Genomic DNA, 25,281 nt, shown 5'->3' with positions numbered 1-25,281 from the left:
TATATTCACGCAGATACGAGATTTCCCTTCTCCCTTTTCGCCGCAGCCGTCGAGTGTGTATAAGACCCACGTCCCACCCCGCGGCCGCGGCCCGCGACGGCCGGGCGGCCCAGCCCCCGTCCGCGCGTCGCCGGCGCCCGCCGCGACCGGGACGAGCCCGGAGCCGACGCGACGGCGGCGGCTCCCGCCGGCGCCACCAGCACGGCCTCGGGCGCCACGACGGACGCCCCGGTCGGGAAGACGTCGGCCGGCGGGACGGCGGCGGGCCCCCGGGCGACGGCCCGTCCGGGTGGTTCGCGCCGCGCCGGTGGCGTCACGTCCGACGCGTCGTCGACGGCTGGTCGCCGGATCCCCGCCGCGGCGCTCGTCCTGGCCCTGCTCTGCCTCGCCGCCGCGGTCGTGGCCGGGGTGCTCCTCTCGCAGCGGTTGAACCCCGCCACCGTCGACGCCGACCTCCTGACCGCCACGGAGGACAACGTCAAGGCCCTGTACGCCTACGACTACAAGGACTCCGAGGGCAGTGTCGAGCGCAAGCTCGCGGTGCTCACCGGGGACCTGCGCGACACCTACGAGCAGGACCTGAGCGCCGGCGGGATCATCGACGCCTACGAGCAGGTGTCGGCGACCACGCGGTACGAGGTCCTCGACATCGGGGTCCAGGAGATCAGCGAGTCGCAGGACACCGCCACCCTCGTCGTCTTCGGTCAGTACGTCGCGCAGTCGGCGACCACCGGGCAGCAGGAGGCCCCCCAGGGGTCGGAGTGCAGCGTGACCCCCGAGGGTGCCCAGTCGTGCGTCCAGACGCTGCGGCTCACGGCGGTCGACGTCGACGGCGAGTGGAAGATCGGCGAGGTCGAGTTCATCACCACGAGCTGAGTCCCGCGGGGCCCCTCGACCGGCGCCGGCCGTCCGGCGTGGCGGGCGCCACGGGCCGGATCGACGTGCATCATGGACGTGGCGCACGCCCCGCTGCCCCGGAGTCCCGGGAGCCCGCGCGTCCTGCGGATGTGGCACCGCTCGCACCGGTGCCCCCGACGTGGACACGGCGCTCCACCAGGGGTAGGGTCCCCTGTTGCGCTGCCCTCTGACTGCCTGCCCGCCGAGACGGGTCACCACGGGTGCCCGGGAATGCTCCGGGTCATGCCCACGCTGACCGTTCCGGCGGGCGATCGCGGCCGTCGCGGACAGCCTCGCCATCACCGACGACGACCCAGGACGACCCCGCAGCCCACCGCCCGCACGTCGTGAGGTCCTTGGAAGGACGCATCTTGGCAGGCTCTCGCCCCACCAGCATCACCCCCGGCACCACCGAGTCCGGCACCACCAGGACCACCCCCGTCCCGCAGAGCGGCCCCCGCACCGGCGAGGCCGACCAGCAGAAGATCCCCGGCGCGCCGCTGCGCGTGTCGTTCGCCAAGATCTCCGAGCCCCTCGAGGTCCCGGATCTGCTCGCCCTGCAGACCGCCTCGTTCGACTGGCTGGTCGGCAGCCCCGAGTGGCGGGCCACCCTCTCGCCCGAGGAGCAGGAGAGCGCGGTCGGCGGCCTCGCCGAGATCCTCGAGGAGATCTCCCCGATCGAGGACTTCAGCGGCTCGATGTCGCTGTCCTTCTCCAACCCGCGCTTCGAGGACGTCAAGGCGTCCCTCGAGGAGTGCAAGGACAAGGACATGACCTACGCGGCGCCGCTGTTCGTCACCGCGGAGTTCATGAACAACACCACCGGCGAGATCAAGAGCCAGACGGTGTTCATGGGCGACTTCCCGATCATGACGAACAAGGGCACGTTCGTCATCAACGGGACCGAGCGCGTCGTCGTCTCCCAGCTGGTCCGTTCCCCGGGCGTCTACTTCGACAAGACCCTCGACAAGACGTCGGACAAGGACGTCTTCTCGGCCAAGGTCATCCCCAGCCGCGGTGCGTGGCTGGAGTTCGACGTCGACAAGCGCGACACCGTCGGCGTCCGCATCGACCGCAAGCGCCGCCAGCCGGTCACCGTGCTGCTCAAGGCGCTGGGTTGGACCGAGGACCGCATCCGCGAGCACTTCCAGTGGTCGCCCACGGTGCTGGCCACCCTCGAGAAGGACCACATCGCCGGGCAGGACGAGGCCCTGCTCGACATCTACCGCAAGCTGCGTCCGGGCGAGCCGCCGACGCGTGAGTCGGCGCAGGCGCTGCTGGAGAACCTGTTCTTCAACGCCAAGCGCTACGACCTGGCGAAGGTCGGCCGGTACAAGGTCAACAAGAAGCTGGGCGTCGGCATCCCCCAGGGCACCTCCACGCTCACCGAGGACGACATCGTCGCCACCATCGAGTACGTCGTGCGTCTCCACGCCGGCGAGCCCGACCACGGCGTCGACGACATCGACCACTTCGGCAACCGCCGCCTGCGCACCGTCGGCGAGCTGATCCAGAACCAGATCCGGGTCGGTCTCTCCCGCATGGAGCGCGTGGTCCGCGAGCGGATGACGACCCAGGACGTCGAGGCGATCACGCCGCAGACCCTGATCAACATCCGGCCGGTCGTGGCCTCCATCAAGGAGTTCTTCGGCACCAGCCAGCTGTCGCAGTTCATGGACCAGACCAACCCGCTCGCGGGCCTGACCCACAAGCGCCGCCTCTCGGCGCTGGGTCCGGGTGGTCTGTCCCGTGAGCGCGCCGGCATGGAGGTGCGTGACGTGCACCCCAGCCACTACGGCCGCATGTGCCCGATCGAGACGCCGGAAGGCCCGAACATCGGCCTGATCGGCTCGCTGTCCTCGTTCGGCCGGGTGAACCCCTTCGGCTTCATCGAGACGCCGTACCGCAAGGTGGAGAACGGCACTGTCACCGACCGGATCGACTACCTGACCGCCGACGAGGAGGACCGCTTCGTCGTCGCGCAGGCCAACAGCCCGCTCGACGCGCAGGGTCGCCTCGCCGAGGAGCGCGTCCTGGTCCGCACCAAGGGCGGTGAGGTCGACTACCTCGCCCCCGAGAACGTGGACTACATGGACGTCTCGCCGCGGCAGATGACCTCGGTCGCCACGGCGATGATCCCGTTCCTCGAGCACGACGACGCCAACCGCGCGCTCATGGGCGCGAACATGCAGCGTCAGGCCGTCCCGCTGCTCCGCAGCGAGGCGCCGCTGGTCGGCACCGGCATGGAGCTGCGTGCCGCCGTCGACGCCGGTGACGTCGTCGTGGCCGAGAAGGCCGGTGTCGTCGAGGACTCCACCGCCGACTACGTCACGGTCATGGCCGACGACGGCACCCGGCAGACCTACCGCCTGCTGAAGTTCCGCCGCTCGAACCAGGGGACGTCGATCAACCAGTCCCCGGTCGTCGAGGAGGGCCAGCGGGTCGAGGTCGGCCAGGTCATCGCCGACGGTCCGTGCACCGACCAGGGCGAGATGGCGCTGGGCAAGAACCTGCTCGTCGCCTTCATGCCGTGGGAGGGCCACAACTACGAGGACGCGATCATCCTGTCGCAGCGCCTCGTGCAGGACGACGTCCTGTCCTCGATCCACATCGAGGAGTTCGAGGTCGACGCCCGCGACACCAAGCTGGGCGCCGAGGAGATCACCCGGGACATCCCGAACGTCTCCGAGGACGTGCTGGCCGACCTGGACGAGCGCGGCATCATCCGCATCGGTGCCGAGGTCGTCCCGGGCGACATCCTCGTCGGCAAGGTGACGCCGAAGGGCGAGACCGAGCTGACCCCCGAGGAGCGGCTGCTCCGCGCGATCTTCGGTGAGAAGGCGCGCGAGGTCCGCGACACGTCGCTCAAGGTCAAGCACGGTGAGTCCGGCAAGGTCATCGGCGTCCGCGTGTTCTCGCGCGAGGACGGCGACGAGCTGCCCGCCGGCGTCAACGAGCTCATCCGGGTCTACGTCGCCCAGATGCGCAAGATCTCCGACGGCGACAAGCTCGCCGGACGCCACGGCAACAAGGGCGTCATCTCGAAGATCCTGCCGCAGGAGGACATGCCGTTCCTCGAGGACGGCACCCCGGTGGACATCGTCCTCAACCCGCTCGGTGTGCCCGGCCGCATGAACGTCGGCCAGGTCCTGGAGATGCACCTCGGGTGGATCGCCAAGCAGGGCTGGGAGGTCAACGGCGACCCGGACTGGGCGAAGAACCTGCCCGAGGCCGCCAAGGCCGCCGCCCCCGGCACCCGGACGGCGACCCCGGTGTTCGACGGTGCCAAGGAGGACGAGCTCATCGGCCTCCTGGGCTCGACGATCCCGAACCGCGACGGTCAGCGGATGGTCAAGGAGACCGGCAAGGCGCGGCTGTTCGACGGCCGTTCCGGCGAGCCGTTCCCCGAGCCGATCGCCGTGGGCTACGTCTACATCCTGAAGCTGCTGCACCTGGTCGACGACAAGATCCACGCCCGCTCGACCGGCCCGTACTCGATGATCACGCAGCAGCCGCTGGGTGGTAAGGCGCAGTTCGGTGGCCAGCGCTTCGGTGAGATGGAGTGCTGGGCGATGCAGGCCTACGGCGCGGCCTACGCGCTGCAGGAGCTGCTCACCATCAAGTCCGACGACATCCTCGGCCGCGTGAAGGTCTACGAGGCCATCGTCAAGGGCGAGAACATCCCCGAGCCGGGCATCCCCGAGTCGTTCAAGGTGCTCCTCAAGGAGCTTCAGTCGCTGTGCCTCAACGTCGAGGTGCTGTCCGGTGACGGACAGGCCATCGAGCTGCGGGACACCGACGACGAGGTCTTCCGCGCCGCGGAGGAGCTGGGCATCGACCTGTCGCGTCGCGAGCCGTCGTCCGTCGAGGACGTCTGATCGTCCGCCGGCCGGCCCCTGAGCCACCGGGGCCGGCCGGCCACCACACCACAGACATAGAAGCGAAGAACTAGCCCCTGAAAGGGGTCACCTTGCTCGACGTCAACTTCTTCGACGAACTGCGCATCGGGCTGGCCACCGGCGACGACATCCGCCAGTGGAGCCACGGTGAGGTGAAGAAGCCAGAGACCATCAACTACCGGACCCTGCGTCCGGAGAAGGACGGTCTCTTCTGCGAGAAGATCTTCGGTCCCACCCGGGACTGGGAGTGCTACTGCGGTAAGTACAAGCGGGTCCGCTTCAAGGGCATCATCTGCGAGCGCTGCGGCGTCGAGGTCACTCGCGCCAAGGTCCGTCGCGAGCGGATGGGCCACATCGAGCTGGCCGCGCCGGTCACCCACATCTGGTTCTTCAAGGGTGTTCCGTCGCGCCTGGGCTACCTGCTCGACCTGGCGCCCAAGGACCTCGAGAAGATCATCTACTTCGCGGCCTACATGATCACCTCGGTCGACGACGAGGCGCGCCACCGCGACCTCCCGACCATCGAGGCCGAGATCAGCGCCGAGAAGTCGAACCTCGAGGGCCAGCGCGACGCGAACGTGGAGGCACGCCAGCAGAAGCTGGAGGCCGATCTCGCCGAGCTCGAGGCCGAGGGCGCCAAGTCCGACGTGCGCCGCAAGGTGCGCGAGGGCGGCGAGCGCGAGATGCGCCAGCTGCGCGACCGCTCGCAGCGGGAGATCGACCGCCTCGACGAGGTGATGGACACCTTCCGCAAGCTCGAGGTCAAGCAGCTCATCGCCGACGAGAGCCTCTACCGCGAGCTGCGCGACCGCTTCGGTGAGTACTTCGAGGGCGGCATGGGTGCCGCGGCGCTGCAGAAGCTGCTCGCCGGCTTCGACCTCGACGCCGAGGCCGTCTCGCTGCGCGAGACCATCCGCAGCGGCAAGGGCCAGCGCAAGCTGCGGGCCCTGAAGCGGCTGAAGGTCGTCGCGGCGTTCCAGCAGACCCGCAACTCGCCCATGGGCATGGTGCTGGACTGCGTCCCGGTCATCCCGCCGGACCTGCGCCCGATGGTGCAGCTCGACGGTGGCCGCTTCGCGACCAGCGACATGAACGACCTCTACCGCCGCGTGATCAACCGGAACAACCGGCTGAAGCGTCTGCTCGACCTCGGTGCTCCCGAGATCATCGTGAACAACGAGAAGCGGATGCTCCAGGAGTCCGTGGACGCGCTGTTCGACAACGGACGTCGTGGCCGTCCCGTCACGGGTCCGGGCAACCGTCCCCTGAAGTCCCTGAGCGACCTGCTCAAGGGCAAGCAGGGGCGGTTCCGCCAGAACCTGCTCGGCAAGCGCGTCGACTACTCCGGCCGTTCGGTCATCGTCGTCGGCCCGCAGCTGAAGCTGCACCAGTGCGGTCTGCCCAAGCAGATGGCCCTGGAGCTCTTCAAGCCCTTCGTCATGAAGCGGCTGGTCGACCTCAACCACGCGCAGAACATCAAGTCCGCCAAGCGGATGGTCGAGCGCGCCCGCCCCGTGGTCTGGGACGTGCTGGAAGAGGTCATCACCGAGCACCCGGTGCTGCTCAACCGCGCCCCGACGCTGCACCGCCTGGGCATCCAGGCGTTCGAGCCCCAGCTGGTCGAGGGCAAGGCCATCCAGATCCACCCGCTCGTCTGCACCGCGTTCAACGCGGACTTCGACGGTGACCAGATGGCGGTGCACCTGCCGCTGTCGGCCGAGGCCCAGGCCGAGGCCCGGATCCTGATGCTGTCCTCGAACAACATCCTGTCGCCGGCCGATGGTCGCCCGATCACCGCGCCGACCCAGGACATGGTGCTGGGCCTGTACCACCTGACGACCCTGGTGCCCTCGCGGCACGAGGCCGACGGTGGCAAGCCCGCGGCGTTCGCCTCCGCGGCCGAGGCCCTCATGGCCTACGACATGGGTGCCCTGGGCCTGCAGGAGCGTGCGCTGATCCGCCTCGACGAGGTGTTCGGCGTCGACAACGGCAAGGCCAACGACGCGTGGGCCCAGCCCGAGGACTGGGCTCTGGGTCAGCCGTCGACCGTCGAGACGAGCCTGGGCCGCGTGCTGTTCAACGAGGCTCTGCCCGAGGACTACCGCTTCGTCAACTACCAGGTGCCGAAGAAGGAGCTCGGGGCGATCGTCAACGACCTCGCCGAGCGCTACCCCAAGGTGCAGGTCGCGGCGACGCTGGACGCCCTCAAGTCGGCCGGCTTCCGCTGGGCGACCCGCTCGGGCGTCACGATCGCCATCGACGACGTCGTCACGCCGCCGGTCAAGCGCGACATCCTGGACCGGCACGAGGCCGAGGCGGCCAAGATCGAGAAGCAGTACGAGCGCGGCGTCATCACCGACGCCGAGCGTCGTGGCGAGCTCATCGAGATCTGGACCCGCGCGCGGGCCGAGGTCAGCCAGGCGATGGTCGACAACTTCCCGACGACCAACCCGGTCTGGGTCATGGTCAACTCGGGCGCCCGAGGCAACATGATGCAGATCAGCCAGATCGCCGGTATGCGCGGTCTGGTCGCCAACCCCAAGGGCGAGATCATCCCGCGGCCCATCAAGGCCAACTTCCGGGAGGGTCTGTCAGTGCTGGAGTACTTCATCTCCACGCACGGTGCCCGCAAGGGTCTGGCCGACACCGCCCTGCGTACCGCCGACTCCGGGTACCTCACCCGTCGTCTGGTGGACGTCTCGCAGGACGTCATCATCCGCGAGGAGGACTGCGGCACCGACCGCGGCGTGATCATGCCGATCGGCACCGTCGTCGACGGTGTGGTGACGCGTGACGCGCACGTGGAGACCAGCGTCTACGCCCGCGCCCTGGCCGCCGACGTGGTGGCCGAGGACGGGACGGTCATCGCCGAGGCGAACGCCGACCTCGGTGACGTCCTGATCCAGACGCTGATCGACGCCCAGGTGTCGGAGGTCAAGGTCCGCTGCGTGCTCACCTGTGAGTCGCTGCTCGGCACCTGCGCCACCTGCTACGGCCGCTCGCTCGCCTCGGGCAAGCTCGTGGACGTCGGCGAGGCGGTCGGCATCATCGCCGCCCAGTCGATCGGTGAGCCGGGCACCCAGCTGACGATGCGCACCTTCCACACCGGTGGTGTGGCCGGTGCGGACATCACGCACGGTCTGCCGCGTGTGGTGGAGCTCTTCGAGGCCCGCGTCCCCAAGGGCAAGGCCCCGATCGCCGAGCTGGCCGGCACCATCCGGATCGAGGACGGCGAGCAGTTCCGCAAGCTCACGATCACCCCGGACGACGGCTCCGACGAGGTCGTCATCGACAAGCTGTCGCGTCGCTCGCGGCTGCGGGTCGAGGACGGCGCGCACGTCGAGGTCGGCGAGCAGCTGACCGAGGGTGCGGTCGACCCGCACGAGGTGCTGCGGATCATGGGCCCGCGCGAGGTGCAGCTGCACCTCGTCCGCGAGGTCCAGGAGGTCTACCGCAGCCAGGGTGTGTCGATCCACGACAAGCACATCGAGGTGATCATCCGCCAGATGCTGAAGCGGGTGACCATCATCGACTCGGGCGCGACGGAGTTCCTGCCCGGTGCGCTGGTCGAGCGGACGCTGTTCGAGACCGAGAACCGTCGCGTCGTCGCCGAGGGCGGCGAGCCGGCCTCGGCCCGTCCGGTCCTCATGGGCATCACCAAGGCCTCGCTCGCGACCGAGTCGTGGCTGTCGGCCGCCTCCTTCCAGGAGACGACCAAGGTGCTCACCGACGCCGCGATCCAGGGCAAGAGCGACAGCCTGCTCGGGCTCAAGGAGAACGTGATCATCGGAAAGCTGATCCCGGCGGGTACGGGCATCAGCCGCTACCGGAACATCACGGTCGAGCCGACCGAGGAGGCGCGTGCCGCCGTCTACACCATGGCCGGCTACGACGACGGGCAGTACTACAGCCCCGACGTCTTCGGTCAGGGCACCGGCGAGGCCGTGCGCCTCGAGGAGTACGACTGGCGGGGCTGAGCTCCTGACCAGGCAGTGACGAAAGGGCCCCGCAGGCGTTGCCTGCGGGGCCCTTTGTCGTTCCGCCCGGCGGTGGGCGATGCAGCTACGCTCCCGCCATGTCCAGATCTCGCAGGCGCCGGCCGGCGCCCACGCCACGGCAGTGGCAGCTGCTCGCCTACGCCGCCATCGTCGTGACGGGCGTGATCTGCGGGTCGATCCTGGCGTTCACCGGCTGAGCGCCGCTCACCCCGCGAGGCGCTTCATGGTCTCGACCGTCTTCAGGCGGCCCTCGCGGGTGTCGTCGAGGGGCTGGAGCATCAGGGTGGTGACGCCGGCCTCGGCGAACGCCGCGATCCGCTCGGCCACGTAGGACTCCGGCCCGATGAGCGACGACGCCCGCACCAGCTCCAGCGGCACCGCGGCGGCCGCCTCGTCCTTCTTGCCCTCGAGGTAGAGGTCCTGGATGGTCTTCGCCTCGGCCTCGTAGCCGTAGCGGACGGCGAGGTCGTTGTAGAAGTTCTTGCCACGCGCGCCCATGCCGCCGATGTAGAGGGCGAGCGCCGGGCGCACGAACTCCAGCAGCTGCTCGGTGTCGTCGCCGATAGCGACCGGAACGCCGGTGATGACCTGCAGCTCGCCCAGCGACGGATCGCGCTTGGCCCGGCCGGCCGCGAGGGAGTTCCCCCACACCGACGACGCCTTCTCCGGCACGAAGAAGATCGGCTCCCACGCCTCGGCGATCTCCGCGGCCAGCTCGACGTTCTTCGGGCCCAGGGCGGCGAGCATCACCGGGACCCGCTCGCGCACCGGGGTGTTGATCAGCTTGAGCGGCTTGCCCAAACCGGTGCCCTGGTCGGCCGGCAGCGGCACCGTGTACTTCTTGCCCTGGTGGTCCAGGCGCTCGCGGCGCCACACCTGGCGGCAGATCTCGACGACCTCGCGGGTGCGCTGGAGCGGGGCGTCGTAGGGGACGCCGTGCCAGCCCTCGATCACCTGCGGGCCGGAGGCGCCCAGGCCCAGGGTGAAGCGGCCGCCGGAGACGAAGTCCAGGCCGGCCGCGGTCATGGCGGTGAGGGCCGGTGTGCGGCTGTAGATCGGGAAGATGGCGCTGAGCAGCTCCACCCGCTCGGTCACCGCGGCGAGGTACCCGAGCTGGCTGACCGCGTCGAAGGTGTAGACCTCGGCGACCGCGGCGAGGTCGAGACCGGCCGACTCGAGGTCGCGGATCTCGGCCGCCGTCTCCTGGAAGCCGCCGCTGTAGCTGGCCTGGATGCCGATGCGCACGTGCACTCCTCTGTGTCCCGGCACCACCGTTGGCGCCGTCCGCACGCTATCGGTCGGTCCTCCGGAGCGGCGGACCTGTCCGCGGACGGCCGGCGGCGGTAATGTCCGGCCTCCGGCGTCGACCCCGCAGGGGCGCGTGGCGGCAGTCCTGGCCTGGTGTGAGGGACCCGGCTTTGACCCGCCCAGAGCGCACGGGTATCGTGGTCAGCCGTGCCCAGGGTGCCCTGGGCCTGCTCCCGTTCGCGGTGCGCCTGGGTGACCAGGAGGCCATGCCTCCCGGTCGCCGGGGACCATCCGCCGGGCCGCGCCCAGCGCGGTGACCGGAGGCTGGCGGCGCCGAGTCGCGAGGGGCAACCGAGTTCGGTCCTTCATCGGACCGGTCCCGGGGAGGGCGACACACCCGACCGCGTGGACCGGAGATGGAACACGGCAGCACTCGGGAAGGTTCCCCCACGGGATCCGGCACCCGGCACCACCAGGGCAATGAGCAGTAGCAAGACACCGGACAGCACCACCCCAGCGCAGGTAGGAGATCAAGGCCACCCATGCCCACGATCAACCAGCTGGTCCGCAAGGGCCGCGAGGACAAGGTCGTCAAGACCACGACGCCGGCGCTGAAGGGTTCCCCCCAGCGCCGCGGCGTGTGCACCCGCGTGTACACGACCACGCCGAAGAAGCCGAACTCGGCGCTGCGGAAGGTCGCCCGCGTCCGCCTCACCAGTGGCATCGAGGTGACCGCCTACATCCCGGGCGTCGGCCACAACCTGCAGGAGCACTCGATGGTGCTGGTGCGCGGTGGCCGGGTGAAGGACCTCCCGGGTGTGCGTTACAAGATCATCCGCGGCTCGCTGGACACCCAGGGCGTCCGCAACCGCAAGCAGGCTCGTAGCAAGTACGGCGCCAAGAAGGAGAAGAGCTAATGCCGCGCAAGGGTCCCGCGCCGAAGCGTCCGCTGATCGCCGACCCGGTGTACCAGTCGCCCCTGGTCACCCAGCTGGTGAACAAGGTGCTGGTCGACGGCAAGCGCTCTGTCGCCGAGGCGATCGTCTACGGCGCCCTCGAGGGCGCCCGCGCCAAGAGCGACACCGACCCGGTCGTCACGCTCAAGCGCGCCCTGGACAACGTGAAGCCGGCCCTCGAGGTCCGCAGCCGCCGTGTCGGTGGCGCGACCTACCAGGTGCCGGTCGAGGTCCGCGCCTCCCGCAGCACCACGCTCGGGTTGCGCTGGCTGATCCAGTACAGCCGGGCTCGCCGCGAGAAGACGATGACCGAGCGCCTGATGAACGAGCTGCTCGACGCGAGCAACGGCCTCGGTGCCGCCGTCAAGCGGCGCGAGGACACGCACAAGATGGCCGAGTCGAACAAGGCCTTCGCGCACTACCGCTGGTAACGCACGCGACCAGCGCCCGCCGTCGGCGGGACTCCCGGGCGATCCCCGGCACCCGCACACGGACCTGAACCAAGAGGGGAAGCAATGGCCAGCAACGAGGCCCAGCTCCGCAAGACCCGCAACATCGGGATCATGGCGCACATCGACGCCGGCAAGACCACCACGACCGAGCGCATCCTCTTCTACACCGGCATCACGTACAAGATCGGTGAGGTCCACGACGGCGCGGCCACGATGGACTGGATGGAGCAGGAGCAGGAGCGCGGCATCACCATCACGTCGGCCGCGACGAAGTGCTCCTGGAACGGCCACGACATCAACATCATCGACACCCCCGGGCACGTCGACTTCACCGTCGAGGTGGAGCGTTCGCTCCGCGTTCTCGACGGTGCCGTCGCCGTCTACGACGGTGTCGCCGGTGTCGAGCCGCAGACCGAGCAGGTCTGGCGGCAGGCCGAGAAGTACGGCGTCCCGCGCATGTGCTTCGTCAACAAGCTCGACCGCACGGGTGCCGACTTCTTCCGCTGCGTCGACATGATGGTCGAGCGCCTGGGCGCCAACCCGCTGGTGCTGCAGCTGCCGATCGGTGCCGAGGCCGACTTCCTCGGCGTCGTCGACCTGGTCGAGATGCGCGCCCTCACGTGGCGCGGCGAGACCAAGATGGGCGAGGACTACGCGGTCGAGGAGATCCCGGCCGAGCTGGCCGACCAGGCCGCCGAGTACCGCGAGAAGCTGCTCGAGAACATCGCTGACTTCGACGACTCGCTGATGGAGGACTACCTCGGTGGCGAGGACATCGCCGTCGACCGTCTGAAGGCCGCCATCCGCAAGGCCACCATCGCCGGCCAGGTCAACCCCGTGCTGACCGGGACCGCCTTCAAGAACAAGGGCGTGCAGCCCCTGCTCGACGCGGTCGTGGACTACCTCCCCAGCCCGCTGGACATCGAGGCGATCGTCGGCACCGCGCTCGACGGCGAGACCGAGGTGCTGCGGCACGCCGACGAGGACGAGCCGTTCTCCGCTCTGGCGTTCAAGATCCAGACGGACCAGCACCTCGGCAAGCTCACCTACGTCCGTGTGTACTCCGGTCGCCTGGACGCCGGTTCCCCGGTGCTGAACAGCACCAAGGACCGCAAGGAGCGGATCGGCAAGATCTACCAGATGCACGCCAACAAGCGCGAGGAGCGCGATGGCGTGGGTGCCGGTCAGATCGTGGCGGTCAACGGCCTGAAGCAGACGACCACGGGTGACACCCTCTGCGACCCGCAGAAGCCCGTGATCCTCGAGTCGATGACGTTCCCCGCGCCGGTCATCTCGGTCGCGATCGAGCCGAAGACCAAGAGCGACCAGGAGAAGCTGGGCACGGCGATCCAGAAGCTCGCCGAGGAGGACCCGACCTTCCAGGTCCGCCTCGACGAGGAGACCGGCCAGACCGTCATCTCCGGCATGGGAGAGCTCCACCTGGAGATCCTGGTGGACCGCATGCGCCGCGAGTTCAACGTCGAGGCCAACGTCGGCAAGCCGCAGGTGGCCTACCGCGAGACGATCCGCAAGGCCGTCGAGCGCTACGACTACACCCACAAGAAGCAGACGGGTGGCTCCGGGCAGTTCGCGAAGGTCCAGATCGCGATCGAGCCGCTGGAGATGTCCGCCGACTCGGCGACCTACGAGTTCGAGAACAAGGTCACCGGTGGCCGCATCCCGAAGGAGTACATCCCTTCGGTCGACGCAGGCATGCAGGACGCCATGCAGTACGGCGTCCTGGCCGGCTACCCGATGGTGGGCGTCAAGGCCAGCCTGCTCGACGGTCAGTACCACGAGGTCGACTCCTCGGAGATGGCCTTCAAGATCGCCGGATCGATCGCCTTCAAGGAGGCGGCGCGCAAGGCCAGCCCGGCCCTGCTCGAGCCGCTGATGGCGGTCGAGGTGACCACGCCCGAGGAGAACATGGGCGACGTCATCGGCGACCTCAACTCCCGCCGCGGGATCATCCAGGCGATGGAGGAGCGCTCCGGCGCCCGCATCGTCCGGGCCCTGGTGCCGCTGTCGGAGATGTTCGGCTACGTGGGCGACCTGCGCAGCCGCACCCAGGGACGGGCGAGCTACTCGATGGTGTTCGACTCGTACGCCGAGGTCCCGGCCAACGTCGCCAAGGAGATCATCGCCAAGGCGACCGGCGAGTAACCGGAGGGCGGGCCCGCAGGCCCGCGCTCCCCGAGCACAGCCCCACCCCAGAGCACGCACCACCTGCGTAACCACGAGGAGAGGAACCCCCAGTGGCCAAGGCCAAGTTCGAGCGGACCAAGCCGCACGTCAACATCGGCACCATCGGGCACATCGACCATGGGAAGACGACGCTGACCGCGGCGATCACCAAGGTCCTGCACGACAAGTACCCGAACCTCAACGAGGCGTCCGCGTTCGACCAGATCGACAAGGCGCCCGAGGAGAAGGCCCGCGGCATCACGATCTCGATCGCGCACGTGGAGTACCAGACGGAGAACCGTCACTACGCGCACGTCGACTGCCCCGGGCACGCCGACTACATCAAGAACATGATCACCGGTGCCGCCCAGATGGACGGCGCGATCCTGGTGGTCGCTGCCACCGACGGCCCGATGCCGCAGACCAAGGAGCACGTGCTCCTGGCCCGCCAGGTCGGCGTCCCCTACATCGTCGTCGCGCTGAACAAGGCCGACATGGTCGACGACGAGGAGATCCTGGAGCTCGTCGAGCTCGAGGTCCGCGAGCTGCTCTCCGAGTACGAGTTCCCGGGCGACGACGTCCCCGTGGTCCGCGTCTCGGCGCTGAAGGCCCTCGAGGGCGACGCCGAGTGGGGCGACAAGCTCATGGAGCTCATGGACGCCGTCGACTCGGCGATCCCGGAGCCGGAGCGCGAGATCGACAAGCCGTTCCTCATGCCCGTCGAGGACGTCTTCACCATCACCGGTCGTGGCACGGTCGTCACCGGCCGCGTCGAGCGTGGCATCGTCAAGGTCTCCGAGGAGATCGAGATCGTCGGCATCCGCGAGGGTTCGACGAAGACGACGGTCACCGGCGTCGAGATGTTCCGCAAGCTGCTCGACCAGGGCCAGGCCGGTGACAACGTCGGTCTGCTCCTCCGCGGCATCAAGCGTGAGGACGTGGAGCGCGGCCAGGTCGTCGTGAAGCCCGGCTCGATCACCCCGCACACCAACTTCGAGGGTTCGGTCTACATCCTCTCGAAGGACGAGGGTGGCCGTCACACGCCGTTCTTCAACAACTACCGTCCCCAGTTCTACTTCCGGACGACGGACGTCACCGGTGTCGTGACCCTGCCCTCGGGCACCGAGATGGTCATGCCCGGCGACAACACCGAGATGACGGTGGAGCTGATCCAGCCCATCGCCATGGAGGAGGGCCTGCGCTTCGCCATCCGTGAGGGTGGCCGTACCGTAGGTGCCGGCCGGGTCACCAAGATCCTCAAGTAGCACCCCCTGACGGGCGGCGGCCGCAAGCCGGCCGCCGCCCGCCAGCCCGGGCCACGCCCGGACCCCGGGTCAACAGACCCACTCGAACTTTCACAACCGATCGGCAGGAGCAGAAGACAGCGATGGCGGGACAGAAGATCCGCATCCGGCTGAAGGCCTATGACCACGAGGCGATCGACGCCTCGGCGCGGCGCATCGTGGAGACGGTCACCAAGACCGGAGCGCGTGTGGTCGGCCCGGTGCCTCTGCCGACGGAGAAGAACGTGTACGCGGTGATCCGTTCGCCGCACAAGTACAAGGACTCGTTCGAGCACTTCGAGATGCGCACGCACAAGCGGCTCATCGACATCCTCGACCCGACGCCGAAGACGGTCGACGCGCTCATGCGCATCGACCTGCCGGCCTCGGTCGACGTCAACATTCAGTAAGGGCAGTCAGCAGACATGGCGAGCACATTTCGCGGTCTCCTCGGCGAGAAGCTGGGGATGACCCAGGTTTTCGACGAGAACAACCGCCTCGTGCCGGTGACCGTCGTCAAGGCGGGCCCGTGTGTGGTGACCCAGGTGCGCACCCCCGAGGTCGACGGCTACTCGGCCGTCCAGCTCGGCTTCGGTGAGATCGACCCGCGCAAGGTGAACCGCCCCGAGGGCGGGCACTTCACCAAGGCGGGCGTGACGCCGCGGCGCCACCTGGTGGAGCTGCGCACGAAGGACGCCGGCACCTACACGGTCGGCCAGGAGCTGACCGCCGACGTGTTCGACGGCGTGGCCAAGGTCGACGTCATCGGCACCAGCAAGGGCAAGGGCACCGCCGGCGTCATGAAGCGTCACGGCTTCAAGGGCCTCGGCGCGTCGCACGGCACCCAGCGAAAGCACCGTTCGCCCGGTTCCATCGGTGGCGCGTCCACCCCGGGCCGCGTGTTCAAGGGCCTGAAGATGGCCGGCCGCATGGGCGCGGTCAAGACGACCACGCTGTCGCTGGTCGTGCACAAGGTCGACGTGGAGCGCGGGCTCATCCTGATCAAGGGTGCCGTTCCCGGGCCGAAGGGTGGTCTGCTCCTCGTCCGTTCCGCGGTCAAGGGCGGCCCCGTGGGGAGTGAGACGAAGTGACCACGTCCATCAACGGCGCGACCACCGAGACGCGCACCGACCGCCAGGTCGATGTCCGCACCCCGGCGGGGGACACCACCGGCAGCGTCACGCTGCCCGGTGAGCTCTTCGACGCCAACGCGAACGTCTCCCTGATGCACCAGGTCGTCGTGGCCCAGCTGGCCGCGGCCCGTCAGGGCACGCACGCCACCAAGACGCGGGCCATGGTCAGCGGCGGTGGCGTCAAGCCCTACCGCCAGAAGGGCACCGGCCGGGCCCGCCAGGGCTCGATCCGCGCACCGCAGTTCACCGGCGGTGGCACCGTCCACGGGCCGCAGCCGCGCGACTACACGCAGAAGACCCCGAAGAAGATGAAGGCCGCCGCTCTGCGCGGTGCCCTCTCCGACCGGGCCCGTGAGGGCCGGGTCCACGTGGTCTCGGCGTTCGTCGACGGCGACGCCCCCAAGACGAAGGCCGCGCTGGCCACGCTGAACGCCGTCACCCAGGCCAAGCGGGTGCTGGTCGTGCTCGACCGCGAGGACGTCCTCAACTGGGTCAGCCTGCGCAACGTGCCGCAGGTGCACCTGATCGAGGCCGGTCAGCTCAACACCTATGACGTGCTGGTGGCCGACGAGGTCATCTTCACCGAGGCCGCGCTGGCCGAGTACGTGGCCGGACCGGCCAAGGGCAAGGGCGCCGGCGCCGAGCTGCCCGACCTCGCCACCCACGAGATCTCCGGTGGCGTTCCGTCCATCGCCCCCGCCGTCGGCGAGGGCACCGTCGAAGAGACCACCGAGGAGAAGGCATGAGCGTCCGCGACCCCCGGGACGTCCTGCTGGCCCCGGTCATCTCCGAGAAGAGCTACGGCCTGATCGACGGCAACCAGTACACGTTCATCGTGCGCCCGGATGCCAACAAGACGCAGATCAAGATCGCGGTCGAGCAGATCTTCAACGTGAAGGTCCTCGGCGTGAACACGATCAACCGCCAGGGCAAGCGCAAGCGCAGCCGGGGTGCACAGATGGGCAAGCGCAAGGACACCAAGCGCGCCATCGTGTCGCTGGCCGCGGGCGACCGCATCGAGATCTTCGGGGGCCCGGGCGCCTGAGCGCCCGGACCGACGGACCAGAGATAAAAGACAGGGACTGAGTCAGCAATGGCTATCCGCAAGTACAAGCCGACGACGCCGGGCCGCCGCGGCTCGAGTGTCGCCGACTTCGCCGAGGTCACCCGCGACCACCCCGAGAAGTCGCTGGTCCGACCGCTGCACGGTCGTGGCGGGCGCAACGTGCACGGGAAGGTCACCGCTCGTCACCAGGGCGGTGGTCACAAGCGCGCGTACCGGGTGATCGACTTCCGTCGTGCCGACAAGGACGGCGTGCCGGCCAAGGTCGCGCACATCGAGTACGACCCGAACCGCACGTCGCGCATCGCGTTGCTGCACTTCGCCGACGGCGAGAAGCGCTACATCATCGCGCCGGCCCGCCTCAAGCAGGGCGACACGGTGGAGTGCGGCCCCGCCGCCGACATCAAGCCGGGCAACAACCTGCCGCTCCGGAACATCCCGGTCGGCACGGTGGTTCATGCCATCGAGCTCCGTCCCGGTGGTGGCGCGAAGATCGCCCGCTCCGCGGGTACCAGCGTCCAGCTGGTCGCCCGTGAGGGTCGGTTCGCCCAGCTGCGCATGCCCTCGGGCGAGATCCGCAACGTCGACGTGCGCTGCCGCGCCTCCGTCGGCGAGGTCGGCAACGCCGAGCAGTCGAACATCAACTGGGGCAAGGCCGGCCGCATGCGGTGGAAGGGCAAGCGCCCGACCGTCCGCGGTGTGGCCATGAACCCGGTCGACCACCCGCACGGTGGTGGTGAGGGCAAGACGTCCGGTGGTCGCCACCCGGTGAACCCGAACGGCAAGCCGGAGGGCCGGACGCGCAAGCGGAAGGCCAGTGACGCCATGATCGTGCGCCGCCGGCGCGCCAACAAGAAGCGCTGAGCGGGAAGAGGAGTCCGACAGAGATGCCACGCAGCCTGAAGAAGGGCCCGTTCGTCGACGACCACCTGCTCAAGAAGGTGGACGCTCAGAACGAAAAGGGCACCAAGAACGTGATCCGCACCTGGTCGCGTCGTTCGACGATCATCCCGGACATGCTCGGTCACACCCTCGCGGTGCACGACGGCCGCAAGCACGTGCCGGTGTTCGTGACCGAGGCGATGGTCGGGCACAAGCTCGGCGAGTTCGCCCCCACGCGCACGTTCCGTGGGCACATCAAGGACGACCGCCGCTCGCGGCGGGGCTGACCAGGTAGAGAGAGATTCAGATGACTTCCCAGTTGGGACAGGAGGCGCCGGTCGCCCGGGCTACGGCCCGGTTCGTCCGCGTGACCCCCATGAAGGCCCGCCGGGTGGTGGACCTCATCCGCTACCTGCCCACCGACGAGGCCCTGGCTCTGCTGCGCTTCGCGCCGCAGTCGGCCAGCGAGCCGGTTGCCAAGGTCGTCGCCAGCGCGGTGGCCAACGCCGAGCACAACCTGCAGCTGGACCCGGCTGCGCTCGTGGTCAGCGCCGCCTACGTCGACGAGGGGCCCACGCTCAAGCGGATCCGTCCGCGTGCGCAGGGCCGGGCGTTCCGCATCAACAAGCGGACCAGCCACATCACCGTCGAGGTCAGCGAGGTCGCCACCAGCGACGTCCTCGCGCAGAAGTCGCGCAAGGCGCGCCGGGACACCGGCATGTCGGGCCCGGCCACGCAGCAGACGAACAACACGAGGGGAGGGACCCGCTAGTGGGTCAGAAGGTCAACCCGCACGGGTTCCGACTCGGGATCACCACCGACTACAAGTCCCGGTGGTACGCGGACAAGCTGTACAAGGACTACGTCAAGGAAGACGTCGCGATCCGCAAGCTCATGTCCAAGGGCATGGAGCGGGCCGGCATCTCCAAGGTGGAGATCGAGCGCACCCGTGACCGGGTTCGCGTCGACATCCACACCGCCCGGCCGGGCATCGTCATCGGCCGTCGCGGTGCCGAGGCCGACCGCATCCGCGGCGAGCTGGAGAAGCTCACCGGCAAGCAGGTGCAGCTGAACATCCTCGAGGTGAAGAACCCCGAGTCGGACGCGCAGCTGGTCGCGCAGGGCGTCGCCGAGCAGCTCTCCAGCCGGGTGAGCTTCCGTCGTGCCATGCGCAAGGCGATGCAGTCGGCGCAGCGCAGCCCCCAGGTCAAGGGCATCCGCGTGCAGTGCTCCGGTCGCCTCGGCGGCACGGAGATGAGCCGCTCGGAGTTCTACCGCGAGGGCCGCGTGCCCCTGCACACGCTCCGCGCGAACATCGACTACGGCATCTACGAGGCCCGGACGACCTTCGGTCGCATCGGCGTCAAGGTGTGGATCTACAAGGGTGACGTCAGCGGATCGCGCGCCGAGCGTGCGGCCCTCGAGGCGCTCGCCGAGCGGCAGGGCCAGCGCCGCGAGCGCCCCCAGCGTCCCCGTCGTTCGGGCTCCTCGGGCACCACCGCCGGCGGTACCGAGGCCGGCCGCGCCGCGGTGGAGTCCTCCACGGGGGGGCCGGGGACCAGCACTGCCGACACCGCCGAGAGCACCGTCGCCGTCACGTCGGGCGACGTGGCCCCGGAGACGACCGTCGCCGAGGTCGCCGGCCCGGAGGCCACCGCGGCCGCCGCGACCGCCGCAACCGAGAACACGGAGAGCTGAGCCATGCTCATCCCACGGCGCGTCAAGCACCGCAAGCAGCACCACCCGAGCCGGTCCGGCCGGGCCAAGGGCGGCACCGAGATCAACTTCGGTGAGTTCGCGATCCAGGCTCTCGAGCCGGCCTACGTGACCAACCGCCAGATCGAGTCCGCTCGTATCGCCATGACGCGGCACATCAAGCGTGGCGGAAAGGTGTGGATCTCGATCTACCCCGACCGTCCGCTGACCAAGAAGCCGGCCGAGACCCGCATGGGTTCCGGTAAGGGTTCGCCCGAGTGGTGGGTGGCCAACGTCAAGCCCGGTCGCGTGCTGTTCGAGCTGTCCGGTGTCGCCGAGCCCGTGGCCCGCGAGGCCATGCGCCGGGCGATCCACAAGCTGCCGATGAAGTGCCGCTTCATCACGCGTGAAGGAGAAGTGTGATGGCCGCCGGTCTGACCGCTCCCGAGCTGCGCGAGCTCTCTGTCGACGAGCTCGCCGCGCGGCTGCGCGAGTCGAAGGAAGAACTGTTCAACCTGCGCTTCCAGGTGGCCACCGGCCAGCTGGACAACAACCGGCGACTGCAGACCGTCCGCCGCGACATCGCCCGGATCTACACGATCATGCGCGAGCGCGAGCTGGGTCTCTCCGTCGCCCCGAACGAGGGTGTGGCATGAGCGAGACCCAGGAGTCGTCGGGCCCCGGCCTGGCCGGCCGTGGCTACCGCAAGGTCCGCGAGGGCCTCGTCGTCAGCGACAAGATGGAGAAGACCATCGTCGTCGAGGTCGAGGACCGCGTGAAGCACGGCCTGTACGCCAAGGTCATCCGTCGGACCAGCAAGCTCAAGGCGCATGACGAGCAGGGCGTCGCCGGCATCGGTGACCGCGTGCAGATCATGGAGACCCGTCCGATGTCGGCCACCAAGCGGTGGCGGCTCGTTCAGGTCATCGAGAAGGCCAAGTAGCACCCCCGGACCGCGGCCCTCAGGGGCCGCGGTCCATCGGTCCAGCGGTAGCGAGTACGCTGGACCACTGGCGCGCCCGCGGGTGTGCCGCATCCCGGTTCCCGCGCTCGGACGCACCGGCGGCCTCAGCCGCCGGTGCGTCCGCACGCAGGGTCCCGGACAGCCGGTTCACCGATCCGGCCCGGCTGTCACCACAAGTTTGGGGAGTAGGACGTGATCCAGCAGGAGTCGCGACTGCGTGTCGCCGACAACACCGGTGCGAAGGAGATCCTCTGCATCCGGGTGCTCGGCGGCTCGGGGCGACGCTACGCGGGCATCGGTGACGTCATCGTCGGCACCGTGAAGGACGCGCTGCCCGGCGCCGGCGTGAAGAAGGGCGACGTGGTCAAGGCCGTCGTCGTCCGCACGGTGAAGGAGCGCCGTCGCCCCGACGGTTCCTACATCCGCTTCGACGAGAACGCCGCGGTCATCATCCGCGACAGCGGCGACCCGCGCGGCACGCGCATCTTCGGTCCCGTCGGCCGTGAACTGCGCGACAAGCGCTTCATGCGGATCATCTCGCTCGCCCCGGAGGTGCTGTGATCATGGCTCAGGCTGCCAGCGGGAAGACCCCGTCGATGAAGGTCAAGAAGGGCGACACCGTCCTCGTGCTGTCCGGCAAGGACAAGGGTGCGCAGGGTCGGGTCATCGCCGCCTACCCGAAGGACCAGAAGGTCCTGGTGGAGGGCGTCGGCCGGGTGAAGAAGCACACCCGGATCAGCTCCAACCAGCGCGGCGCCCAGCAGGGCGGGATCGTCACCCAGGAGGCGCGCATCCACGTGAGCAACGTGATGGTCGTCGACTCCGAGGGCAAGCCGACCCGGGTCGGCTACCGCAAGGACGAGGAAGGCCGCAACATCCGGGTTTCGCGGCGCACCGGTAAGGACCTCTGATCACCATGACTTCTCCTCAGGGGACCGCCCCCACCCGTGAGCTGCCCCGCATGCTCGCCCACTACCGCGAGGCCATCGTGCCGGCCCTCCAGACGGAGTTCGGCTACGACAACGTCATGCAGATCCCGCGGCTGACCAAGATCGTGGTCAACATGGGCGTCGGCGAGGCGACCCGTGACGCGAAGCTGATGGACGGCGCGGTCCGCGACCTCACCGCCATCACCGGCCAGAAGCCCGCCGTCGTCCGCGCCCGCAAGTCCATCGCGCAGTTCAAGTTGCGCGAGGGCATGCCGATCGGCGCGAAGGTCACCCTCCGCGGCGACCGCATGTGGGAGTTCCTGGACCGGCTGCTGGCCCTGGCCCTGCCGCGTATCCGCGACTTCCGTGGCCTGAACGCCAAGCAGTTCGACGGCCACGGCAACTACACGTTCGGCCTGACCGAGCAGTCGATGTTCCGCGAGATCGACGTCGACAAGATCGACCGGCAGCGCGGTATGGACATCACGCTGGTCACCACCGCCACGACCGACGAGGAGGGTCGCGAGCTGCTCCGTCAGCTCGGATTCCCCTTCGCCGGCCTGACCGTCGTGAACACGACCCGCTGAGCCGGGGCAGGAGAGACTGATGGCCAAGAAGGCTCTGATCAACAAGGCGGCCCGCAAGCCCAAGTTCGCGGTCCGCGGCTACACGCGCTGCCAGCGCTGCGGTCGTCCGCACGCCGTCTTCCGCAAGTTCGGCCTGTGCCGAATCTGTCTGCGAGAGATGGCGCACGCCGGGGAGCTCCCCGGCGTGAAGAAGAGCTCCTGGTAGAAGGACCCCGCTGCCCCCCCCGCCTCGTACCTCGGCGCGGGACCCTGCAGCGGGGCCGTTCCAGTAAGTCACCTACCGAGCACCACCGATCGCCGAGAGGCCCAGCGCCAAGTCTCCGAGACCCAGCGCATGAGGAACCGCGGCGAGAGAGGCAACACCCGACATGACGATGACCGACCCCATCGCGGACATGCTCACGCGTCTGCGTAACGCCAACCAGGCGTATCACGACGCCGCGGTCATGCCGTCCTCGAAGCTGAAGACGCACATCGCGGAGATCCTCCAGCAGGAGGGCTACATCGCCGGCTGGACGGTGAAGGACGTCGAGAAGGACGGCTCCACCTTCAAGCAGCTGCACATCGACCTGAAGTACGGCCCCAACCGGGAGCGGAGCATCGCCGGAGTCCGGCGCGTGTCCAAGCCCGGTCTGCGGGTCTACGCGAAGTCCACCTCGCTGCCCAAGGTGCTGGGCGGCCTCGGCGTGGCGATCATCTCGACGTCGACCGGGCTGCTGACCGACAAGCAGGCGAACAAGAAGGGCGTGGGTGGGGAAGTCCTCGCCTACGTCTGGTAAGGGAGCGAACGAGAATGTCACGGATCGGACGACTCCCGATCGCCGTGCCCAGTGGTGTCGACGTCGCCATCGACGGCCGGACGGTCAACGTGAAGGGCCCCAAGGGGAACCTGAGCCACACCGTCGCCGCCCCGATCACCGTCGAGCGCGACGAGGACGGCACGCTGAAGGTTCAGCGCCCCAACGACGAGCGGCAGAACCGCGCCCTGCACGGGCTCTCGCGGACTCTGATCGCCAACATGATCACCGGCGTCACCGAGGGCTACACCAAGACCCTCGAGATCGTCGGCGTCGGCTACCGCGTCCAGGCGCGCGGCTCGGACCTCGAGTTCGCCTTGGGCTTCAGCCACCCGGTGCCCGTGAAGGCGCCCGAGGGCATCACCTTCGCCGTCGAGTCCCCGACCCGCCTGCGGGTCACCGGGATCGACAAGCAGCTGGTCGGCGAGGTCGCAGCCAAGATCCGCAAGATCCGCAAGCCCGATCCGTACAAGGGCAAGGGCGTGCGGTATCAGGGCGAGGTCATCAAGCGCAAGGTCGGGAAGACGGGTAAGTGATGGCTCAGGCAGAGAAGGCCGTTCGGGTCCACAAGCCCGTGGGCACCGACATCAGTACGGCGCGCCGCGTCTCGCGGCTGCGTCGCCACAACCGGCTGCGCAAGCGCGTCGAGGGAACCCCGGAGCGTCCGCGCCTGGTGGTCAAGCGCTCGTCGCGGCACATCCACGTGCAGCTGGTCGACGACACCGTCGGTCGCACGTTGGCCAGCGCGTCGACGATGGACGCCAGCCTGCGGGGTGCCGAGGGCGACAAGAGCGCCCTGGCCCGCCAGGTCGGTGCGCTGATCGCCGACCGCGCGAAGGCCGCCGGCGTCTCGGCGGTCGTCTTCGACCGCGGTGGCAACCGTTACGCCGGGCGCATCGCCGCCCTGGCCGATGGTGCCCGCGAGGGTGGGCTGGACTTCTGATGACCACCCACCGCACCAGCACGAGCGAGCAGATCGAGAGGGACCTCTGATGCCAGGACCACAGCGACGCGGCGGAGGCACCGGAGGCCCCGGTGGCGCCGGCGGTAACGACCGCCGCGACCGTCGTGACGGCGGGCGGGGCCCCGGCGGCGCTCCGGCCGAGAAGAGCAACTACATCGAGCGCGTGGTCGCCATCAACCGCGTGTCCAAGGTCGTCAAGGGTGGTCGTCGCTTCAGCTTCACCGCCCTGGTGATCGTGGGCGACGGCGACGGCAAGGTCGGCGTGGGCTACGGCAAGGCCAAGGAGGTGCCCGCGGCGATCGCCAAGGGTGTCGAGGAGGCCAAGAAGCACTTCTACAACGTGCCGCGCATCGCCAGCACCATCCCGCACCCGGTGCAGGGTGAGGCGGCGGCCGGTGTGGTGCTGCTCAAGCCGGCCAGCCCGGGAACCGGTGTCATCGCCGGTGGTCCGGTGCGCGCCGTCCTCGAGTGCGCGGGCATCCACGACGTGCTCTCGAAGAGCCTCGGCTCGTCGAACCCGATCAACATCGTGCACGCCACCATGCAGGCGCTGAAGGACCTCGTCCGCCCCGAGGAGATCGCGGCTCGCCGTGGTCTGCCGCTCGAGGACGTCGCCCCGGCCGCCATGCTGCGTGCCCGCGCGGGTCAGGGGGTCTGAGATGGCGCAGCTGAAGGTCACCCAGATCAAGTCCGCGATCGGCGTCAAGCCCAACCAGCGCCAGACGCTGCGTTCCCTGGGCCTGAAGCGGATCAACGACCAGGTCGTCCAGGAGGACCGTCCCGAGATCCGCGGGATGGTCGCGACGGTTCCCCACCTGGTCACCGTCGAAGAGGTCTGAGGAACTCGCTATGACTCTGAAGGTTCACCACCTGCGCCCGGCCCCGGGCGCCCACACCGCCAAGACCCGCGTGGGTCGTGGTGAGGGCTCCAAGGGCAAGACGGCCGGTCGCGGCACCAAGGGCACCGGCGCGCGTGGCAACACGCACGCCCGGTTCGAGGGTGGGCAGACCCCGCTGCACATGCGGCTGCCCAAGCTCTCGGGCTTCAAGAACCCCAACAAGGTCGTCTTCCAGGTCGTCAACCTCGACCGGATCGCGGCGCTGTTCCCGCAGGGCGGTCAGGTCAACCCTGACACCCTCGTGGACGCCGGCGCGGTCCGTCGCGGTCACCCGGTCAAGGTGCTCGGCACCGGTGACCTCGGTGGCGTGAAGGTCGACGTCCAGGCGCACGCCTTCTCCGCGTCCGCCGCCGACAAGATCGGCGCGGCCGGGGGCAGCACCACCCGTATCTGAACGAGACGAAGGACCCCCCTGCCCCAGGCCCCTTCCCGGGGCCGCGCCGCGAGCTTG

Annotated in this window: 29 protein-coding genes; 28 read left to right on the top strand and 1 reads right to left on the bottom strand. The window is 69.1% G+C overall.

Annotated features, from left to right (window positions below):
- Window positions 1–408: 408 nt before the first annotated feature.
- The 3 genes from C5508_RS04755 to C5508_RS04745 all read left to right on the top strand — a co-directional run bounded on the left by C5508_RS04755 (window position 409) and on the right by C5508_RS04745 (window position 8,773).
- On the top strand, window positions 409–876 hold the full coding sequence (locus tag C5508_RS04755) for a hypothetical protein (RefSeq protein ID WP_198597874.1): 468 nt from the start codon (window positions 409–411) through the stop codon (window positions 874–876).
- A 392-nt stretch (window positions 877–1,268) separates the two neighbouring features.
- Window positions 1,269–4,775 carry a DNA-directed RNA polymerase subunit beta gene (gene rpoB, locus C5508_RS04750; RefSeq protein WP_104523794.1) on the top strand — a complete coding sequence of 1,169 codons (3,507 nt, stop codon included), beginning with the start codon at window positions 1,269–1,271 and terminating at the stop codon, window positions 4,773–4,775.
- A gap of 92 nt (window positions 4,776–4,867) precedes the next feature.
- A complete protein-coding gene (locus C5508_RS04745; RefSeq protein ID WP_104523793.1) occupies window positions 4,868–8,773 on the top strand; it encodes a DNA-directed RNA polymerase subunit beta' in 3,906 nt (1,301 codons plus the stop codon).
- Between the two features lie 225 nt (window positions 8,774–8,998).
- Here the strand turns inward: C5508_RS04745 and C5508_RS04740 are convergent, their stop codons facing one another.
- Window positions 8,999–10,039 (bottom strand): LLM class F420-dependent oxidoreductase, encoded by a 1,041-nt coding sequence (locus tag C5508_RS04740; RefSeq protein ID WP_104523792.1) that lies wholly within the window; start codon window positions 10,037–10,039, stop codon window positions 8,999–9,001.
- A 545-nt stretch (window positions 10,040–10,584) separates the two neighbouring features.
- On the opposite strand from C5508_RS04740, the gene rpsL reads away from it, so the two are divergent.
- The 25 genes from rpsL (at window position 10,585) to rplO (ending at window position 25,224) form a co-directional block, all read left to right on the top strand.
- Window positions 10,585–10,959, top strand: a complete 375-nt coding sequence (gene rpsL / locus C5508_RS04735; protein ID WP_014377998.1) for a 30S ribosomal protein S12 — start codon at window positions 10,585–10,587, stop codon at window positions 10,957–10,959.
- On the top strand, window positions 10,959–11,429 hold the full coding sequence (gene rpsG / locus C5508_RS04730) for a 30S ribosomal protein S7 (protein WP_104523791.1): 471 nt from the start codon (window positions 10,959–10,961) through the stop codon (window positions 11,427–11,429). Before rpsL ends, rpsG begins: the two co-directional genes overlap by 1 nt.
- Window positions 11,430–11,513: 84 nt before the next feature.
- Window positions 11,514–13,613 (top strand): elongation factor G, encoded by a 2,100-nt coding sequence (gene fusA / locus C5508_RS04725; RefSeq protein ID WP_104523790.1) that lies wholly within the window; start codon window positions 11,514–11,516, stop codon window positions 13,611–13,613.
- 92 nt (window positions 13,614–13,705) lie between these two features.
- Window positions 13,706–14,899 carry an elongation factor Tu gene (gene tuf / locus C5508_RS04720; RefSeq protein ID WP_104523789.1) on the top strand — a complete coding sequence of 398 codons (1,194 nt, stop codon included), beginning with the start codon at window positions 13,706–13,708 and terminating at the stop codon, window positions 14,897–14,899.
- Between the two features lie 122 nt (window positions 14,900–15,021).
- On the top strand, window positions 15,022–15,327 hold the full coding sequence (gene rpsJ / locus C5508_RS04715) for a 30S ribosomal protein S10 (protein WP_014377994.1): 306 nt from the start codon (window positions 15,022–15,024) through the stop codon (window positions 15,325–15,327).
- 15 nt (window positions 15,328–15,342) lie between these two features.
- A complete protein-coding gene (rplC, locus tag C5508_RS04710; RefSeq protein WP_104523788.1) occupies window positions 15,343–16,008 on the top strand; it encodes a 50S ribosomal protein L3 in 666 nt (221 codons plus the stop codon).
- A complete protein-coding gene (rplD, locus tag C5508_RS04705) occupies window positions 16,005–16,796 on the top strand; it encodes a 50S ribosomal protein L4 (RefSeq protein WP_232796913.1) in 792 nt (263 codons plus the stop codon). The genes rplC and rplD overlap by 4 nt, the downstream gene beginning before the upstream one ends.
- Window positions 16,793–17,095, top strand: coding sequence for a 50S ribosomal protein L23 (gene rplW / locus C5508_RS04700; RefSeq protein WP_104523787.1), 303 nt, complete (start codon window positions 16,793–16,795; stop codon window positions 17,093–17,095). The genes rplD and rplW overlap by 4 nt, the downstream gene beginning before the upstream one ends.
- A 48-nt stretch (window positions 17,096–17,143) precedes the next feature.
- A complete protein-coding gene (rplB, locus tag C5508_RS04695) occupies window positions 17,144–17,977 on the top strand; it encodes a 50S ribosomal protein L2 (RefSeq protein WP_104523786.1) in 834 nt (277 codons plus the stop codon).
- Window positions 17,978–18,000: 23 nt separating this feature from the next.
- Complete coding sequence (gene rpsS, locus C5508_RS04690) at window positions 18,001–18,282, top strand: 30S ribosomal protein S19 (RefSeq protein WP_029340037.1); 282 nt, start codon at window positions 18,001–18,003, stop codon at window positions 18,280–18,282.
- 20 nt (window positions 18,283–18,302) lie between these two features.
- Window positions 18,303–18,767 carry a 50S ribosomal protein L22 gene (gene rplV, locus C5508_RS04685; protein ID WP_104523785.1) on the top strand — a complete coding sequence of 155 codons (465 nt, stop codon included), beginning with the start codon at window positions 18,303–18,305 and terminating at the stop codon, window positions 18,765–18,767.
- Complete coding sequence (gene rpsC, locus C5508_RS04680; protein ID WP_104523784.1) at window positions 18,767–19,693, top strand: 30S ribosomal protein S3; 927 nt, start codon at window positions 18,767–18,769, stop codon at window positions 19,691–19,693. Before rplV ends, rpsC begins: the two co-directional genes overlap by 1 nt.
- A 3-nt stretch (window positions 19,694–19,696) precedes the next feature.
- A complete protein-coding gene (gene rplP / locus C5508_RS04675) occupies window positions 19,697–20,113 on the top strand; it encodes a 50S ribosomal protein L16 (RefSeq protein WP_104523783.1) in 417 nt (138 codons plus the stop codon).
- Window positions 20,113–20,346 (top strand): 50S ribosomal protein L29, encoded by a 234-nt coding sequence (rpmC, locus tag C5508_RS04670; RefSeq protein ID WP_089336468.1) that lies wholly within the window; start codon window positions 20,113–20,115, stop codon window positions 20,344–20,346. Before rplP ends, rpmC begins: the two co-directional genes overlap by 1 nt.
- Window positions 20,343–20,633 (top strand): 30S ribosomal protein S17, encoded by a 291-nt coding sequence (gene rpsQ, locus C5508_RS04665; RefSeq protein WP_104523782.1) that lies wholly within the window; start codon window positions 20,343–20,345, stop codon window positions 20,631–20,633. The genes rpmC and rpsQ overlap by 4 nt, the downstream gene beginning before the upstream one ends.
- A 213-nt stretch (window positions 20,634–20,846) precedes the next feature.
- Window positions 20,847–21,215 (top strand): 50S ribosomal protein L14, encoded by a 369-nt coding sequence (rplN, locus tag C5508_RS04660; protein ID WP_091929103.1) that lies wholly within the window; start codon window positions 20,847–20,849, stop codon window positions 21,213–21,215.
- Between the two features lie 2 nt (window positions 21,216–21,217).
- On the top strand, window positions 21,218–21,565 hold the full coding sequence (gene rplX, locus C5508_RS04655; RefSeq protein ID WP_456297898.1) for a 50S ribosomal protein L24: 348 nt from the start codon (window positions 21,218–21,220) through the stop codon (window positions 21,563–21,565).
- Window positions 21,566–21,570: 5 nt separating this feature from the next.
- On the top strand, window positions 21,571–22,170 hold the full coding sequence (gene rplE / locus C5508_RS04650; RefSeq protein WP_104523781.1) for a 50S ribosomal protein L5: 600 nt from the start codon (window positions 21,571–21,573) through the stop codon (window positions 22,168–22,170).
- A 19-nt stretch (window positions 22,171–22,189) separates the two neighbouring features.
- On the top strand, window positions 22,190–22,375 hold the full coding sequence (locus C5508_RS04645) for a type Z 30S ribosomal protein S14 (RefSeq protein WP_040338541.1): 186 nt from the start codon (window positions 22,190–22,192) through the stop codon (window positions 22,373–22,375).
- A gap of 169 nt (window positions 22,376–22,544) precedes the next feature.
- Window positions 22,545–22,949 carry a 30S ribosomal protein S8 gene (rpsH, locus tag C5508_RS04640; protein WP_456297897.1) on the top strand — a complete coding sequence of 135 codons (405 nt, stop codon included), beginning with the start codon at window positions 22,545–22,547 and terminating at the stop codon, window positions 22,947–22,949.
- Window positions 22,950–22,963: 14 nt separating this feature from the next.
- Complete coding sequence (gene rplF, locus C5508_RS04635; RefSeq protein WP_104523779.1) at window positions 22,964–23,503, top strand: 50S ribosomal protein L6; 540 nt, start codon at window positions 22,964–22,966, stop codon at window positions 23,501–23,503.
- A complete protein-coding gene (rplR, locus tag C5508_RS04630; protein WP_104523804.1) occupies window positions 23,503–23,910 on the top strand; it encodes a 50S ribosomal protein L18 in 408 nt (135 codons plus the stop codon). The genes rplF and rplR overlap by 1 nt, the downstream gene beginning before the upstream one ends.
- A gap of 49 nt (window positions 23,911–23,959) precedes the next feature.
- A complete protein-coding gene (rpsE, locus tag C5508_RS04625) occupies window positions 23,960–24,589 on the top strand; it encodes a 30S ribosomal protein S5 (RefSeq protein ID WP_104523778.1) in 630 nt (209 codons plus the stop codon).
- 1 nt (window position 24,590) lies between these two features.
- On the top strand, window positions 24,591–24,770 hold the full coding sequence (gene rpmD / locus C5508_RS04620) for a 50S ribosomal protein L30 (RefSeq protein WP_104523777.1): 180 nt from the start codon (window positions 24,591–24,593) through the stop codon (window positions 24,768–24,770).
- A gap of 10 nt (window positions 24,771–24,780) precedes the next feature.
- Window positions 24,781–25,224, top strand: a complete 444-nt coding sequence (rplO, locus tag C5508_RS04615; protein ID WP_104523776.1) for a 50S ribosomal protein L15 — start codon at window positions 24,781–24,783, stop codon at window positions 25,222–25,224.
- Window positions 25,225–25,281: the final 57 nt, after the last annotated feature.

The organism is Blastococcus atacamensis (genome assembly GCF_002938425.1).
In the GTDB taxonomy this organism is placed as follows: domain Bacteria; phylum Actinomycetota; class Actinomycetes; order Mycobacteriales; family Geodermatophilaceae; genus Blastococcus; species Blastococcus atacamensis.
Note: the sequence above shows the minus strand (reverse complement) of the source record. Positions and strands in the feature narration are given on the sequence as shown.